Genomic DNA, 15,085 nt, shown 5'->3' with positions numbered 1-15,085 from the left:
CGGACTCCGAGGGCATGGCCGCGCACAGCGCCACGGCGACCCTGCGGTTGGACCGTCTCGGGTGACGGAGGGGCGTCGGGTGGCCTGATCCGGTGCCGACGGGTAGGTCGGTGCCGGATGCAGGACAGAAGCGCGGATGCAGGGCGAGATGGTCGATCTCGCCCTGCATCCGTGTTTTCGTCCTGCAAACGGCGCGGCGCGGACAGCGGCGCGTGGCGACCGAGCCTCAGGGGGCGGTGTAGCCGCCGTCGACGAGGTGGTAGCTGCCGGTGATGAAGCTGGCGGCGTCGCTGGCGAGGAAGGCGATGAGGTTCGCGACCTCGTCGGGCTGGCCGAGGCGACCGATCGGGTGCTTGCTCACGAGGAACGCCTTGGCCTCGTCGCCCATGGTGGCGAGCAGGGGGGTGTCGATGAAGCCGGGGCCGACCGAGTTCACGCGCACGCCCTGGGCGGAGTACTCGAGGGCAGCCGACTTGGTCATGCCCACGACGGCGTGCTTGGCGGCGACGTAGGCGGGGGAGTTCGCGAAGCCGACGCTGCCGAGGATCGACGCGATGTTGACGACGGAGCCGCCGCCGTTCGCGAGGATCGAGGGGATCTGCGCCTTCATGTTGCGGAACACGGCGTTGAGGTTGATCGAGATGACCTTGTCCCACGCGGCGTCGTCGTACTCGGCGGTAGGAGCGGATGCGCCGCCGATGCCGGCGTTGTTCACGCCGATGCGCAGCGGGGCGAGCGTGTTCGCGAGCTCGACCGAGCTGGCGATCCAGTCGGTGTCCGTCGCGTCTCCGACGGATGCCTCGGCGATGCCGCCGGCGGCGCGGATCTCCTCGACGACCGCGTTCGCGTTGTCCGCGTTCAGGTCGTTGACCACGAGGGAGGCGCCGTTCTGGGCGAGCAGCAGAGCGGTCGAGCGTCCGATTCCGCTGCCTGCTCCCGTCACGATCGCCGAGCGGTTCGAGACGTCGTACTGAGCCACGAGTGACTCCTCTTCCGGACGGTCACGGTGCCGGGAGATCTTCTCGGACGGTCCGTCCTAGGTCTCCAGCCTACGCCTGTCTCAGGGAGATGGATGCACGTGAATGGATCCGTGCGCGTCAGCTCACACGGCGGATCGACGCCCGCTCGATGACCGGCATGGGGATCAGCACGGCGTCGAGCGGCCGCTCGCCGAGCAGCATCTCGACCGCTGTGCGACCCATCACGTCGTACGGGAGCCGGGCGGTCGTGAGCCCCGGCCGCTGGAAGCTGGCGAGCTCCTCGTCGTCGAAGGAGGCGACCGAGATGTCGTCCGGCACCCTCAGCCCTCGCTCGGCGATCGCCTGGTACGTGCCGAACGCCACGCCGTCGTTGCCCGCCAGGATCGCCGTGAGGTCAGGGTGCGCGTCGAGCATCTGCAGGGTCCGCGTGTATCCGATGTCGGGGTTCCACTCGGGGACGTCGATGATGAGCGGATCGACGCCCGCCTCGGCGAACGCGGCGCGGATGCCGTCGAATCGCGAGCCGATGGTCACCGAGTACACGGGGGACGAGACCGCACGGGGATTGTTGCCGATCACGCCGACACGGCGATGCCCGGCATCGGTGAGCAGGCGCGCCATCGCGTGGCCCGCGACGCGCTCGTCGGGCAGGACCGAGGGGTGACCCGTCGTCGACGTGCCGTTGACGATCACGACGGGGACGTCTGCGGGCGTCTCGGGCACCTCGATCATGCGGGCGCCGAGGAGGCCGATCAGGATGCCGTCGACCCGGCGGTCGATCATCGCCTGGATCTCGTCGGCGATGGTCGCGTCGTCGCCCTCGGTCTCGGCGATGAGGACGGTGTGGCCGTGCTCCTTCGCCGCCGACAGCAGGCCGCGGATCATCTCGGAGGCGTAGCGGGTGACGGTGATCTGGTCGGAGATGAAACCCAGCGTCTTCGTCTTGCCGAGGCGCAGGCTCTGAGCCGCGGGATTCGGCCGATAGCCCAGCTCCTCGGCGGCGGCCTTGACCCGTCGCGCCGCGTCGACGGAGAGTCGCGACCCTGGTCGATCGTTGAGGATCATGCTCACCGAGGCCTTCGACATGCCCGAGAGCGCCGCGACGTCGGCGAGCGTCGGTCTGCGATCCACTCTCTTCGGCATCGGCGTCCTCCAGTCGCTGCGATCCAGCATAGGCAGTGGATGCCGAGCCCCGAAACCACCCGTGTTGAATTGATTTAGCAAAATCGTTGCGACCGCGGTTCGACGATGCTACTCTCGGCGATGCTGAATCAATTTAGCATCGCAGCCCGGGACTCTCGATCCGTGCCGCGAAGTCATCACACAGGAGAGAACATCGTGGTTGATCTCACTCGCAGGGCTCTGTTCGGCGCGATCGGACTGGGCATCGTCGGCACCGTCGTCTCGTGGCCGAGGCTCACCGGATCGGACATCCCCGGGCGCGGCAAGGACACTCTGACGGTCGCCCTCTTCGGCACCGCGCAGGATGCGCTGGCTCGTCAGTCGCTGATCGACGGCTTCCAGCGCAAGCACCCCGGCGTCGAGGTGCGCATCGTCGCCATCCAGGGTCAGGACTGGAGCGAGTACTTCGCGAAGATCCTCACGATGATCGCCGCGGGCACGCCACCCGATGTCGTCACCGTCGCGACCGAGGGGGCGCAGCTCTTCGCCTCGCGCCTCGCGCACCCGCTCGACGACTTCGTGCGTCGTGACGCGTCCGATATGCAGGAGTACTTCGATGACGTGAACCCCACCCTCATCGAGGCGTTCATGTATCAGGGCAGCCTCTTCCAGATGCCCGACAACTTCAACGCCGCCAACGTGTTCTACAGCACGACGGCCATGGAGCGCGCGGGGCTGGAGCGTCCCGCGGACAACTGGACGCTGGAGGACTTCCTCGGCACCGCCCGCGCGATGAAGAAGAGCGCCTCGGGGCAGTTCCTGCCGTACTTCTGGAACAACCGGCTGTGGGGCGGAGTGGTGCCCTGGCTGTATGTGAACAACACCAGCTTCCTGCATGAGGAGAAGGCGACCGGCGGCGACTGGCTCTGGGACCGCTTCTATCCGGATCAGCCGGCCCGCAGCGGAGGCTACGTGTGGAAGCAGGCCGACGCGCTCAACGAGCATGCGGTCGAGAGCTTCTCGGTGCTCGAGCGCATGGTCTCGGAAGGGCTCGCGGCGAACCCGGCGCAGGGCGGCGGCAACGAGCTGGTCTCCCTGTTCTCCACCGGCTCCGTCGGGATGACCCCGGCCGGCGGCTTCTGGGTGCGCGGCCTCGAGGAGGCCGGCGTCGCGAACGACGCCTACGACGTCACCTACTTCCCGAGGATGGCGGGGCAGCGGCACCAGTTCGGCGCGGGCGGCTACGCGATCATGGAGACCTCGCCGCGCAAGGACGAGGCGTGGGAGTGGCTCAAGTACTGTGTCTCGGTCGAGGGCATGACGATCGCGCACTCGAAACCCGACTCGTCGCTCCCCCGTCGCTCACTCAACGCCAAGCTCTACGGCGCGGGAGTCGGGCCGGCGCACTGGGACGTCTTCTACGACACGCTGGACAAGTTCCCCGACACGGGTCCGATGCCGGCACCGCCCCAGCAGGCCGCCGTCGAATCCGCCCTGCTGAAGAACGTGGTGTCGACCATCACGAACGGTCCGTCCGGCGTCCGCCGAGGACTCGAGACCATGCAGCGAGATCTCGAGCTCGCATTGGGGGGCAACTGATGTCCGAGAGCAGCACCCGCACCGTCACGGTGCCCACGAAGCTGCGTCGGGAGACCGGCACGGTCGCCCGATCGGGGCGCGTCTTCACCTGGGTCTTCCTCGCGCCGACGCTGATCGGGCTCGGCCTGTTCAACTTCGTGCCGATCATCGGATCGTTCGTCCTGGCGTTCTTCCGCTGGGACATCATCTCCGACCCGGTGTTCGTCGGGTTCGACAACTTCGTCGACCTCGCCGCGAACCCGACCGTGAGCGTCTCGTTCCTGAACACCATCGGCTTCGTCGTCGTCGCCGTCATCCTGCAGCTGTCGGTGGCTCTGGTGCTGGCGGTGCTGGTCCAGTCCAGGATGCCGAACTGGCTGCGCACGTTCTTCCGGTCGGCGCTGTTCTTCCCGCTGATCCTGTCGGCGGCATCTGTCTCGCTGATCATGGCGTACCTGTTCAATCAGGAGTTCGGGCTCGTCAATCAGACGCTCAACCTGATCGGCATCGCGGACGTCGGCTGGTTGACGACCGGCCTTGGTGCCAAGGTCGTGGTGCTGCTGGTCTACGTGTGGCAGAACTTCGGGTTCACGTTCCTGCTCTTCATCGGAGGTCTCGCGGCGATCCCGAGTGAGGTCTACGAGGCGTCCTCCCTCGACGGCGCGGCCGGGTGGACTCAGTTCCGCATGATCACGCTGCCGCTAGTGAGCCCGACCCTGCTCGTCGCATCGGTGATGGCGATCATCAACGCGCTGCAGATCTTCGACCAGCCGTGGGTGCTGACCCGAGGCGGTCCCGGCGACGAGACCCGCACCGCGGTGATGGTGATCTACGAGTCCGCGTTCCGACAGCTCGACTTCGGCGGCGCATCGGCCATCGGCATCGTGCTGACCCTTCTCATCATGCTCGTCACGGCCATCCAGTTCCGGCTGAGCCGCCGATTCGTCTTCTACGGGTGAGGCCCATCATGACCACGACAGTGTCTTCGAAGCGTTCCTGGCTCTACACCCTCGGCACCGGCGGAAAGTTCGCCCTTCTCGGGCTCGCCGCCCTGCTGACCATCGGTCCCGTCGTCTGGACCCTGATCACGGCGCTCTCGCCGACCGACCCCGTGACCCAGGAGGTCAGCGTCGGGTTCGATGCGTTCGCCGACGTCTTCGCCAAGATCCCGATCTGGCTCTACGCATGGAACAGCGCGCTGGTGGTGGTGCTGGTCGCCGCCGGTCAGATGCTCTCGGCCGCGATGGCCGGGTATGTGTTCGCGAAGTTCGAGTTCCGCAGCAAGAAGTTGCTGTTCGCCCTGATCCTCGCGACGATGATGGTGCCGTTGCAGGTGACGATCGTCCCCGTGTTCATGCTCGTGAGGGGCATGGGCCTCGCCGACACGCTGCTCGCGCTCATCGTCCCCGCGCTCCCGACGGCATTCGGCACTTTCCTGATGCGGCAGTACTTCATGGGCATCCCGACCGAGCTGGGAGAGGCCGCCCAGCTCGACGGAGCGGGCCCCTGGCGCACGTTCTTCGGCGTCTACCTGCCGCTCGCGACCCCGGGTCTCGCGATCGTCGGCATCCTCGCTTTCAACTACCACTGGAACGAGTTCTTCCGTCCGCTGATCATGACGATCAGCGAGCAGAACTTCACGTTGCCGCTCGGTCTGGTCACACTGCAGGGCAACCTCGGCACGGGCAGCGTGTCGACGGTGCTCGCCGGAGTGATCCTCTCGATGATCCCCGCACTCCTGGTGTTCTTCTTCGGGCAGAAGCCGCTGCGCGAAGGACTCACCGCCGGCGTCGGCAAGTGATGCACGCCCCCACCACAGAGAAAGACGACTACCCCGGTGACCCCCACTGACTCTCCTCCGGTCCGCACCACGAGCCCGCGCACGCACTTCGCGCCGCGGAACAACTGGATGAACGATCCGAACGGACTCGTCTTCCACGACGGCATCCACCACCTGTACTTCCAGTGCAACCCGCACGGGATCTCGCACTCGAACGTGAGCTGGGGGCATGCGACGAGCACGGATCTCGCGCGATGGACCGAGCACGAGCCGGCCATCCTCTCGGACGACGCGGCGCAGATCTACTCCGGCTCCGTCGTGGTCGATCACGGCAACACCTCGGGATTCGGCACCGCCGAGGAGCCGGCCCTGGTCGCCCTCTACACGGCGGCCGCTGCAGGGCATCAGGCCCAGGCCCTCGCGTACAGCACCGACGGCGGATACGTCTGGACGAAGTACGAGGGCAACCCGGTGCTCGACCGTGGCACCAGCGACTTCCGCGACCCCAAGGTGTTCCGCTACGACGACGCCGACGGCGGGTACTGGGTCATGGTCGCGGTCGAAGCCCACGACCGGCAGGTGCTGTTCCACCGGTCCGACGATCTCACGACCTGGACGTATCTCTCGTCGTACGGCCCCGCGGGACCCGTCGGCGGGGTCTGGGAGTGCCCCGACATGTTCCGGCTCGCCGTCGACGGCGATGAGACCGACTCGCGGTGGGTGCTGCTCATCAGCCTCAACCCCGGGGGCATCGCGGGGGGATCGGGAACCCACTACGTCGTGGGGGACTTCGACGGCACGACGTTCCGCGCGAGCGCACCGCATCCGACTCCCTCGCGGCGGCTGATGGTCGACCGCAGTCAATCACGAGACGAGCTCGAGGCGTACGGCTGGATCGACTTCGGCCCGGACTGCTACGCCGGTGTCACCTTCGACGGCCTCGCCGAGAGCGAGCGGACGCTGATCGCCTGGATGGACAACTGGGAGTACGCCGGCCGCATCCCCCAGGACGACTCGTCCGAGTACCGCACCGCGATGACTCTCCCTCGACGGCTCTCGCTCACCCGCGACCGCAGCGGCGTGGTGCGTCTGCGCCAGGCGCCGGCGGTCGACGCCGCGCCCGTCGAGTTCACCGAGCTCGGCTCGATGACGGGCCCGACCACGGTGTCCGAGCAGCTGCCGGACGCCGCGCGGATCAGGGTCTCGGCGGCGTTCGGAGACGCGCGAGGAGTCGAACTGCGCCTCGAGGGCGCGGATGCGGGTGGGGTCGTGATCCGTCAGGACCGCGCGAGCGGGCGCATCGACGTCGTCCGCCCCGAGCTGATCCCTCCCGCCGGGGTCGGCGGGTCGATGTCGATGCCCGTCACTCGCCCGGACGAGATCGACTGGGAGATCTGGATCGATCGGCTGAACGACAGGGTGTCGTCTCTCGAGCTCTTCGCGGAGGACGGCGTTCGGGTGCTCACGGCGCTGATCCCTGCAGCTGCGCATCGCTCATGCGTGCTGGAGGCCTCGGGGGGAGCGCTCCTCGACGCCCGTGTCGCCGTCGCCGAGCTGACGTGCTGACGACTGCACGGTGCCTCGTTGTGGGGGAGGCGCTCGTCGACGTCGTCGGCGGTGTGCCCCACCCCGGCGGATCGCCGATGAACGTGGCGGTGGGGCTCTCTCGTCTCGGACTCGCGACGAGACTGCTCACGCGGATCGGTGACGACCCGCACGGACGGATGCTGGGCGAGCACCTCGCCCGGGAGGGGGTCGCCGTCGTGCCGACGAGCATGAGAGCAGGGGAGCGCACGTCCCGCGCCGTCGCCGTGATCGGGGCCGACGGGGCTGCGGCCTACGACTTCGACATCGAGTGGGATGTGTCAGCGGAGGTCGCGATCGCAGAGGCCGCCGGCGTCGACGTGGTGCATGTCGGCTCGCTCGGCGCGGTGCTCGACCCCGGGGCGGATGCCGTCCGCGCGATGATCGACGCGGTCCCCGACGGCATTCTGCGCACCTACGATCCCAACATCCGGGGCGAGCTTCTCGGGCCGCGCGCGGCCACGACCGAGCGTGTCGAGGCGATCATGGCGGCGTCGCACATCGTGAAGCTCAGCGATGAGGATGCCGAGTGGCTGTATCCCGGATGCCCGATCGATGACGTGCTCGCGCGGGTGATCGCGCTGGGTGCGCGGCTCGCCGTCGTCACCCGCGGAGGCGACGGGTGCGTCTCGCTCATCGAGGGGGGAACGGGGCCGGTCGAGAGAGAGGCGCCGCCGGTCCAGGTGGTCGACACGATCGGTGCGGGCGATTCCTTCATGTCGGGCCTCATCCACGGCGTGGTGTCCGGCGGGCTGGCGCCGGCGCTCGCCGCCGACGCGTTCCATCCCGACGCCCGCGATCTGACGCGGTTCGAACGCGTGACCGAGGCCGCGCTCGCGGGCGCGGCCGTCACCGTGTCCCGGCGCGGCGCGAACCCGCCGCGCCTGAGTGAGCTGGCGATCTCCTCGCGCTGACGCGCCCGCACTCCCACGCACCGCACGCACCGCACGCACCGCACGGCCGGTTCGTGCGGTGCGATTTTCGTGCGCCCATCGTGGAATACCCGGAGAGGGTATACGCTTGTGTCTAATACCCCCCTGGGGTACTAGAACGAAGACAAGGAGACATGATGACGAAGAACGAGTTCCAGGTGACGGGCATGACGTGCGGCCACTGCGAGATGTCGGTCCGCGAAGAGGTCTCCGGAGTTCCCGGCGTCGAAGACGTTCAGGTGAGCGCTCAGAACGGCACGCTCGTCGTCACCGGATCCGCCCCGATCGACGAGACGCGGATCCTCGCAGCCGTCGCCGAGGCGGGCTATTCGGCGGTGCGGACGTCATGAACTCCGGCGCACGGCTCGGCCTCTTCGGGGCCGGCCTGGTGGTGGCGTTCGGCGCGGCCTTCGGCCTCGCCGGCGTCATCATCCCCGCGAGTGCCGTGAGTGACTGGACGAAGGGTGCGGAGATGGACGAACACGACACTCACGATGCGAGTGCCGCCGGTTCCGGCGAGGGCGAGAGTGCTCCGGCGGACGACCTGAAAGGGCTCTCCCTCGGGCTCGACGGCTACACGATGTCGCCGGTCGAGGCCCCGACATCGACGGGAGAAGCCGGTGAGCTGGCGTTCCGGATCGACGACGCAGACGGCATCCCGGTGACGGCGTATGCCACCGCGCACGAGAAGCAGCTGCACCTGATCGTCGTGCGCTCCGACGGAAGCCAGTACCGCCACGTGCATCCGGTGCTCGATGAGTCGACCGGCACCTGGTCGCTGCCGTGGGAGTGGACGGATGCCGGCGCATACCGCGTCTTCGCGGACTTCACGCCGGCGGGCGCCGATGCGCCGTCGCTCACTCTCGCGCGCACCGTCGAGGTGGCGGGCGAGTTCGCACCCGTCGAGCCGCAGCCGACACAGGTCGCCGAGGTCGACGGCTATACGGTCTCGGTCGACGGGGCTCTCGAGGCCGGGGCGGTGAGCGAGCTGACGTTCACCGTGACTCGCGACGGCCAGTCGGTCACCGCTCTGCAGCCGTATCTCGGGGCGTTCGGGCATCTCGTGGCACTCCGGGACGGAGACCTCGCCTACCTGCACGTGCACGCCGCGGGCGCTGAACCCGAACCCGGCGAGACGTCGGGGCCGGAGATCGCGTTCGCCGCCGAGGCTCCGACTGCCGGGCGCTACCTGCTGTACCTGGACTTCCAGGTCGACGGCGCCGTGCACACCGCCGCGTTCGTGCTCGATGCCGCTCCGGCTGACGGCGCGCCCGAATCCGACGGCGACTCGCACGACGACGCGCACTGACCGTCGCTCATCGCCCCCACCGCGGCTGCCTGCTGCGACCCACAACGACATCGCACAGAAGGAACGAACATGAGCACGTCAGCACCCTCGACCACGGGGACAGGTCTCGAGCTGGAGATCGGCGGGATGACCTGCGCGTCCTGCGCGATGCGGATCGAGAAGAAGCTGAACAGGCTCGAGGGCGTCGTGGCGACCGTCAACTACGCGACCGAGAAGGCGAAGGTCACCGTTCCCGAGGGGTACGACCCGGCCGCGCTGATAGCCGAGGTCGAGAAGACCGGCTACTCGGCGTCGCTGCCTGCCCCGAAGGGGGCGGTGCGGGACGCCGGAGATCCGGACGCCGAGGACCCGGAGCTTCGCTCGTTGCGCACTCGCCTGATCGGTGCGGTCGTGCTGACCGTGCCGGTGATCGCCATGGCGATGATCCCCGCGCTGCAGTTCACGTACTGGCAGTGGGCGTCGCTGGCGCTGGCCGCTCCCGTGATCCTCTGGGCGGCCTGGCCGTTCCACCGGGCGGCCTGGATGAACCTCCGCCACGGCACCGCGACGATGGACACGCTCATCTCCCTGGGCACATCGGCCGCCTTCCTCTGGTCGTTGTACGCGCTGTTCTTCGGCACGGCCGGCACGCCGGGCATGACCCACCCCTTCGAGTTCGCGCTCGCTCCGTCCGATGGAGCGGCGAACATCTACCTCGAGGTGGGTGCCGGTGTCACGATGTTCATCCTCGCCGGGCGCTATTTCGAGAAGCGGTCGAAGAAGCAGGCCGGCGCGGCGCTGCGTGCGCTGCTCGAGCTCGGCGCGAAGGACGTCGCCGTGCTGCGCGGTGGGGTCGAGACCAAGATCCCGGTCGAGGACCTGCAGGTGGGAGACGAATTCGTCGTGCGGCCCGGCGAGAAGATCGCGACCGACGGCATCGTGGTGTCGGGCACGTCGGCCGTCGATGCGTCGATGCTCACGGGCGAGGCCGTGCCGGTCGAGGTCGCCGAGGGCGACGCCGTCACGGGCGCCACGACGAACGTCGGTGGGCGGCTCGTGGTTCGCGCCACCCGGATCGGTTCCGACACGCAACTGGCGCAGATGGCCCAGCTCGTCGAGGACGCCCAGACGGGGAAGGCGGAGGTGCAGCGCCTCGCCGACCGCATCTCGGGTGTCTTCGTGCCGATCGTGATCGTGATCGCCGTCGTCACGCTGGGCGGCTGGCTCGGCGCCGGGTTCCCCATGACGGCGGCGTTCACCGCGGCGGTCGCCGTGCTCGTGATCGCGTGCCCCTGCGCGCTCGGCCTCGCGACGCCCACCGCGCTGCTCGTCGGCACGGGCCGCGGTGCGCAGATGGGAGTGCTCATCAAGGGGCCGGAGGTCCTGGAGTCCACGCGCACGGTCGACACCGTGGTGCTCGACAAGACGGGAACCGTCACCACCGGCAGGATGACGCTCGTCGACGTGTTCGTCGAGCCGGGCACCGACCGTTCGGATCTCCTGCGGCTGGCCGGTGCGCTGGAGGATGCCTCCGAGCACCCGATCGCGCAGGCGATCGCCAAGGGCGCGACCCAGGAGATCGGCGCACTGCCCGCACCAGAGGACTTCGCGAACATCGAGGGCAAGGGCGTGCAGGGCGTCGTCGACGGCCACACCGTCATCGTCGGCCGGGACTCGCTCCTCGCCGAGTGGGCGCAGGCGCTGAGCCCCGAGCTCGCCGCCACGAAGGCCCGCGCCGAGGGCGAGGGCAAGACGGTCGTCGCGGTCGGCTGGGACGGCCGGGCTCGCGGCATCCTGGTCGTCGCCGACACCGTGAAGCCGAGCAGCGCCGAGGCGATCGCCCGGTTCAGGGCGATCGGGCTGACGCCCATCCTGCTCACCGGCGACAACGAGGCCGTCGCCCGGCGGATCGCCGCGGAGGTCGGCATCGACGAGGTCATCGCCGAAGTCCTCCCGGCAGACAAGGTCGCGGTCATCACCCGACTGCAGGGTGAGGGGAAGACGGTCGCGATGATCGGCGACGGCGTCAACGACGCACCCGCCCTCGCCCAGGCCGACCTCGGCCTGGCCATGGGCACCGGAGCGGATGTCGCGATCGAGGCGTCCGACATCACCCTGGTGCGCGGTGATCTGCGCAGCGCGGTCGACGCGATCCGGCTCTCGCGGGCGACGCTCTCGACCATCAAGACCAACCTGTTCTGGGCCTTCGCCTACAACGTGGCGGCCATCCCGGTCGCGGCGCTGGGAATGCTCAACCCGATGCTGGCCGGTGCGGCGATGGCGCTGTCGAGCGTCTTCGTCGTGGGCAACAGTCTGCGTCTGCGCGGGTTCCGCAGCATCGCGACGCGGTGACCCCTAGGCTCTCGGCGACCGCCGAGACACACTGAGAACGACACCCGATACGGGAGGACGGGACCCATGACTGCACACGACGCGCACGGAACCCCCGGGGGAGGCCGGCAGGTCTCGCACGACGATCACGCTCGGAACGCGGACGGGGCTCACAGCGAGCACGCGGACCACGGCGAGCACGCGGACCACGGCGGGCACGGTGGACATGGTGGGCACGGCGGGCATGGCGGGCACGGTGACCACGGTCAGTTCCGTCGCCTGTTCTGGGTCAATCTCCTGCTCGCCGTGCCGGTGGTGGCGTTCTCGCCGATGTTCGCGATGATCTTCGGCTACGACGTCGCCGGAGGGGCCCGGTTCATCTCGCCCGTGCTCGGCACCGTCATGTATGTCTGGGGCGGATGGCCGTTCCTCACCGGGGCGCTCAGCGAGCTGAAGGCCCGCAAGCCCGGGATGATGCTGCTGATCGCCCTCGCGATCACGGTCGCGTTCTTCGCCTCATGGGGCGCGACGCTCGGCATCCTCCATCACGAGCTCGAGTTCTGGTGGGAGCTCGCACTGCTCATCGTCATCATGCTGCTGGGCCACTGGATCGAGATGAGGTCCCTCGCGCAGACGACGTCGGCGCTCGACTCCCTCGCGGCGCTGTTGCCCGACGAGGCCGAACGGGTCGAGGGCGACGAGATCGTCACGGTCGCACCCGCCGATCTCGTCGTCGGCGACGTGGTCGTCATCCGTCCCGGGGCGAGCGTTCCGGCCGATGGTCGCATCATCGACGGCACAGCCGCCATGGACGAGTCCATGGTGACGGGCGAGTCCCGCCCGGTCACCCGTGCGACCGGTGACACGGTGACCGCGGGCACGGTCGCGACCGACTCGGGTCTGCGGGTCGAGATCACCGCGACCGGGGATGACACCGCGCTCGCCGGCATCCAGCGGCTGGTGACCGATGCGCAGAACTCCTCGTCGCGGGCGCAGCGCATCGCCGACCGCGCAGCCGCCCTGCTGTTCTGGTTCGCGCTGCTCTCGGCCGCTCTGACCGCGCTGGTGTGGACTCTCGTCGGGGATCCGGATGCCGCGGTCGTGCGCAGCATCACCGTGCTCGTCATCGCCTGCCCGCACGCGCTCGGCCTCGCGATCCCGCTGGTCGTGTCGATCGCGACCGAGCGCGCAGCCCGGGGCGGGGTGCTCGTCAAGGATCGCCTCGCGCTCGAGAGCATGCGCACCGTCGACGCCGTGCTGTTCGACAAGACGGGCACGTTGACGAAGGGCGCGCCGACCGTGACCGCCGTCGAGCCGACCGGTGACATCGACGCCGATCGTCTGCTGGCGCTCGCCGCCTCGGCTGAGGCCGACAGCGAGCATCCGCTCGCTCGCGCGATCGTGCGCGCGGCGGAGGAGAGAGGGCTGACGCTCTCGAAGGCCTCCGGGTTCACGTCGTCGCCTGCCGTGGGCGTGACCGCCACGGTCGACGGCAGAGAGGTGCGCGTGGGCGGGCCGAAGCTCCTGGACGAGGTGGGCGGCCGAGAGATCTCCGCCGCAGACGGGTGGCGAGACGAGGGCGCCATCATCCTGCACGTGACCGTCGACGGACAGGTGGCCGGCGGGCTGAAGCTCGCCGACGAGGTGCGACCGGAGTCGCAGCAGGCGGTCGACGCGCTCCACCGCCTCGGCGTCGAGGTCGTGATGATCACCGGCGACGCCCAGGCCGTGGCCGATTCCGTCGCGGCCCGGCTCGGCATCGACCGGGTGTTCGCCGGGGTGCGTCCCGAAGACAAGTCAGCCAAGGTGAAGGAGCTGCAGGCAGAGGGCAAGAAGGTCGCGATGGTCGGCGACGGCGTCAACGACGCCCCCGCGCTCGCTCAGGCCGACGTCGGCATCGCGATCGGCGCCGGGACCGATGTCGCCATGGCCTCGGCCGGGGTGATCCTCGCGAGCTCCGACCCGCGGTCGGTGATCTCGGTCATCGAGCTCTCCCGCGCGGCATACCGCAAGATGCGGCAGAACCTGTGGTGGGCGGCCGGATACAACCTGCTGTCGGTGCCGCTCGCCGCCGGCATCCTGGCACCCGTGGGATTCGTCCTGCCGATGTCGGTCGGAGCGGTGCTGATGTCGCTCTCGACGATCGTCGTCGCGCTCAACGCGCAGCTGCTCCGGCGCATCGACCTGTCGCCCGAGGCGAGTGTGCGGGGTGTGCTCGAGCGGGCCTGACGCGGGATCGCCTCGGTGATCCCGCGAACACCGAGATCTCACCGGCGCTTCAGCGCGGTGACGGTGCTCGATCGGCGGTGCAGACAGCAGCGGCCGCCCCGCCTGTGAGACGGAGCGGCCGCTGTGCGAAAGCGCCGTCTACGGGACGATGACTGCGCGGCCGCGGATGCTGTTCGAGGCGAGATCCTCGTACGCCTTCGGGCCGTCGTCGAGCGAGTACGTCTCGGTCTGCACGTGGATCTTTCCCGCGCGCGCGAGATCGAGCACCTCGATCAGTTCCGAGCGCGATCCCCAGTAGGGGATTCGCACGGCGGCGTCGTAGGCGATCGCGCCGAAGCCGAGCGACATGGTTCCGCCGCCGATGCCGACGATCGTCACGTCCGAATCGAGTGCGGCGACACTCTGCGCCAGGGCCATCGTCGGGTTCGCGCCCACGAAGTCGAACACGGCGTTGGCGCCCAGACCGCCGGTGATCTCGCGGATCTTGTCGGCGGCGGATGCATCGCTGATCAGGACGTGGTCTGCGCCCACTTCGGTGGCGAGTTCGAGCTTCGTGTCGTTCACGTCGAGGGCGATGACGGTGGCGCCAGAGATCGCCTTCAGGATCTGGATGCCGACATGGCCGAGCCCGCCGGTGCCGATGACGACGGCGAAGGTGCCGGCGCCGAGCTTGGGGAGTGAGCGCTTGATCGCGTGGTACGGGGTGAGGCCGGCGTCGGTCAGCGAGACGTTCTGCACGGGGTCGAGGTCGCCGAGCGGCACGAGGTGGCGGGCATCATCGACGATCATGTACTCGGCCATCGAACCCTGGCTGCCGAGGCCGGGAGGGCGGATGCCCTCAGCCGCGGCGTTGGTGCAGTAGTTCTCCATGCCCTGTGAGCAGTTGTGGCAGCGGCCACAGCCCCACGGACCGTAGACCGCCACGGCGTCGCCGACCTTCAGCGTCGAGTCGACGCCCTCTCCGATCTCGTGCACGATGCCTGCGCCCTCATGGCCGAGCGTCAGGGGCAGCGGATAGCTCTGCTCGAGGTAGTCCTTCTCAGGAAGGCCCATGACGTAGTCGTCGGAATGGCAGACGCCGCCCGCAGTGATCTTGAGCAGAACCTGACCGGGGCCGGGCTGAGGAATCGGGATGTCGACGACGACAGGGGGCTTGCCGATCTCGACGTAACGGAGAGCTTTCATGTGCTTCTTCTTCCTGGCGCCCGAGCGGTCTGCCGCGCGGTGCGGAGGCGTGGGCGCTCGAGGCCGTCTCTTCCAG

General features: G+C 68.9%; 12 protein-coding genes. 9 read left to right on the top strand and 3 right to left on the bottom strand.

What is annotated here, in order from left to right:
• Positions 1–226: 226 nt before the first annotated feature.
• Together BEP68_RS01480 and BEP68_RS01475 are read right to left on the bottom strand one after the other, a co-directional pair.
• Positions 227–979: an SDR family NAD(P)-dependent oxidoreductase gene (locus BEP68_RS01480; RefSeq protein ID WP_187248998.1), complete on the bottom strand. Its 753-nt coding sequence runs from the start codon at positions 977–979 to the stop codon at positions 227–229.
• 118 nt (positions 980–1,097) lie between these two features.
• Complete coding sequence (locus BEP68_RS01475) at positions 1,098–2,123, bottom strand: LacI family DNA-binding transcriptional regulator (protein ID WP_053098481.1); 1,026 nt, start codon at positions 2,121–2,123, stop codon at positions 1,098–1,100.
• Between the two features lie 195 nt (positions 2,124–2,318).
• On the opposite strand from BEP68_RS01475, the gene BEP68_RS01470 reads away from it, so the two are divergent.
• The 9 genes from BEP68_RS01470 (at position 2,319) to BEP68_RS01430 (ending at position 13,824) form a co-directional block, all read left to right on the top strand.
• Positions 2,319–3,701 carry an extracellular solute-binding protein gene (locus tag BEP68_RS01470; RefSeq protein ID WP_187248997.1) on the top strand — a complete coding sequence of 461 codons (1,383 nt, stop codon included), beginning with the start codon at positions 2,319–2,321 and terminating at the stop codon, positions 3,699–3,701.
• Positions 3,701–4,639 carry a carbohydrate ABC transporter permease gene (locus tag BEP68_RS01465; RefSeq protein ID WP_201778482.1) on the top strand — a complete coding sequence of 313 codons (939 nt, stop codon included), beginning with the start codon at positions 3,701–3,703 and terminating at the stop codon, positions 4,637–4,639. The genes BEP68_RS01470 and BEP68_RS01465 overlap by 1 nt, the downstream gene beginning before the upstream one ends.
• 8 nt (positions 4,640–4,647) lie before the next feature.
• Positions 4,648–5,481, top strand: coding sequence for a carbohydrate ABC transporter permease (locus tag BEP68_RS01460; RefSeq protein ID WP_056276257.1), 834 nt, complete (start codon positions 4,648–4,650; stop codon positions 5,479–5,481).
• A gap of 36 nt (positions 5,482–5,517) precedes the next feature.
• Entirely contained in the window at positions 5,518–7,026 is a 1,509-nt protein-coding gene (locus BEP68_RS01455; protein WP_315985246.1) for a glycoside hydrolase family 32 protein, read from the top strand.
• Complete coding sequence (locus tag BEP68_RS01450; RefSeq protein ID WP_187248996.1) at positions 7,020–7,958, top strand: carbohydrate kinase family protein; 939 nt, start codon at positions 7,020–7,022, stop codon at positions 7,956–7,958. The genes BEP68_RS01455 and BEP68_RS01450 overlap by 7 nt, the downstream gene beginning before the upstream one ends.
• 155 nt (positions 7,959–8,113) lie before the next feature.
• Entirely contained in the window at positions 8,114–8,326 is a 213-nt protein-coding gene (locus BEP68_RS01445) for a heavy-metal-associated domain-containing protein (protein WP_187248995.1), read from the top strand.
• Positions 8,323–9,285 carry a heavy-metal-associated domain-containing protein gene (locus BEP68_RS01440; RefSeq protein WP_187248994.1) on the top strand — a complete coding sequence of 321 codons (963 nt, stop codon included), beginning with the start codon at positions 8,323–8,325 and terminating at the stop codon, positions 9,283–9,285. Before BEP68_RS01445 ends, BEP68_RS01440 begins: the two co-directional genes overlap by 4 nt.
• A 69-nt stretch (positions 9,286–9,354) precedes the next feature.
• On the top strand, positions 9,355–11,616 hold the full coding sequence (locus tag BEP68_RS01435) for a heavy metal translocating P-type ATPase (protein WP_187248993.1): 2,262 nt from the start codon (positions 9,355–9,357) through the stop codon (positions 11,614–11,616).
• A 66-nt stretch (positions 11,617–11,682) separates the two neighbouring features.
• Complete coding sequence (locus tag BEP68_RS01430; protein ID WP_187248992.1) at positions 11,683–13,824, top strand: heavy metal translocating P-type ATPase; 2,142 nt, start codon at positions 11,683–11,685, stop codon at positions 13,822–13,824.
• A 138-nt stretch (positions 13,825–13,962) separates the two neighbouring features.
• Here the strand turns inward: BEP68_RS01430 and BEP68_RS01425 are convergent, their stop codons facing one another.
• Positions 13,963–15,009 (bottom strand): NAD(P)-dependent alcohol dehydrogenase, encoded by a 1,047-nt coding sequence (locus BEP68_RS01425; RefSeq protein WP_053098488.1) that lies wholly within the window; start codon positions 15,007–15,009, stop codon positions 13,963–13,965.
• Between the last annotated feature and the right edge of the window lie 76 nt (positions 15,010–15,085).

The organism is Microbacterium sp. 4-7 (genome assembly GCF_014332665.1).
GTDB lineage: Bacteria > Actinomycetota > Actinomycetes > Actinomycetales > Microbacteriaceae > Microbacterium.
The sequence above is the reverse complement of the archived record's forward strand: the minus strand, read 5'-3'. Positions and strand labels throughout refer to the sequence as shown.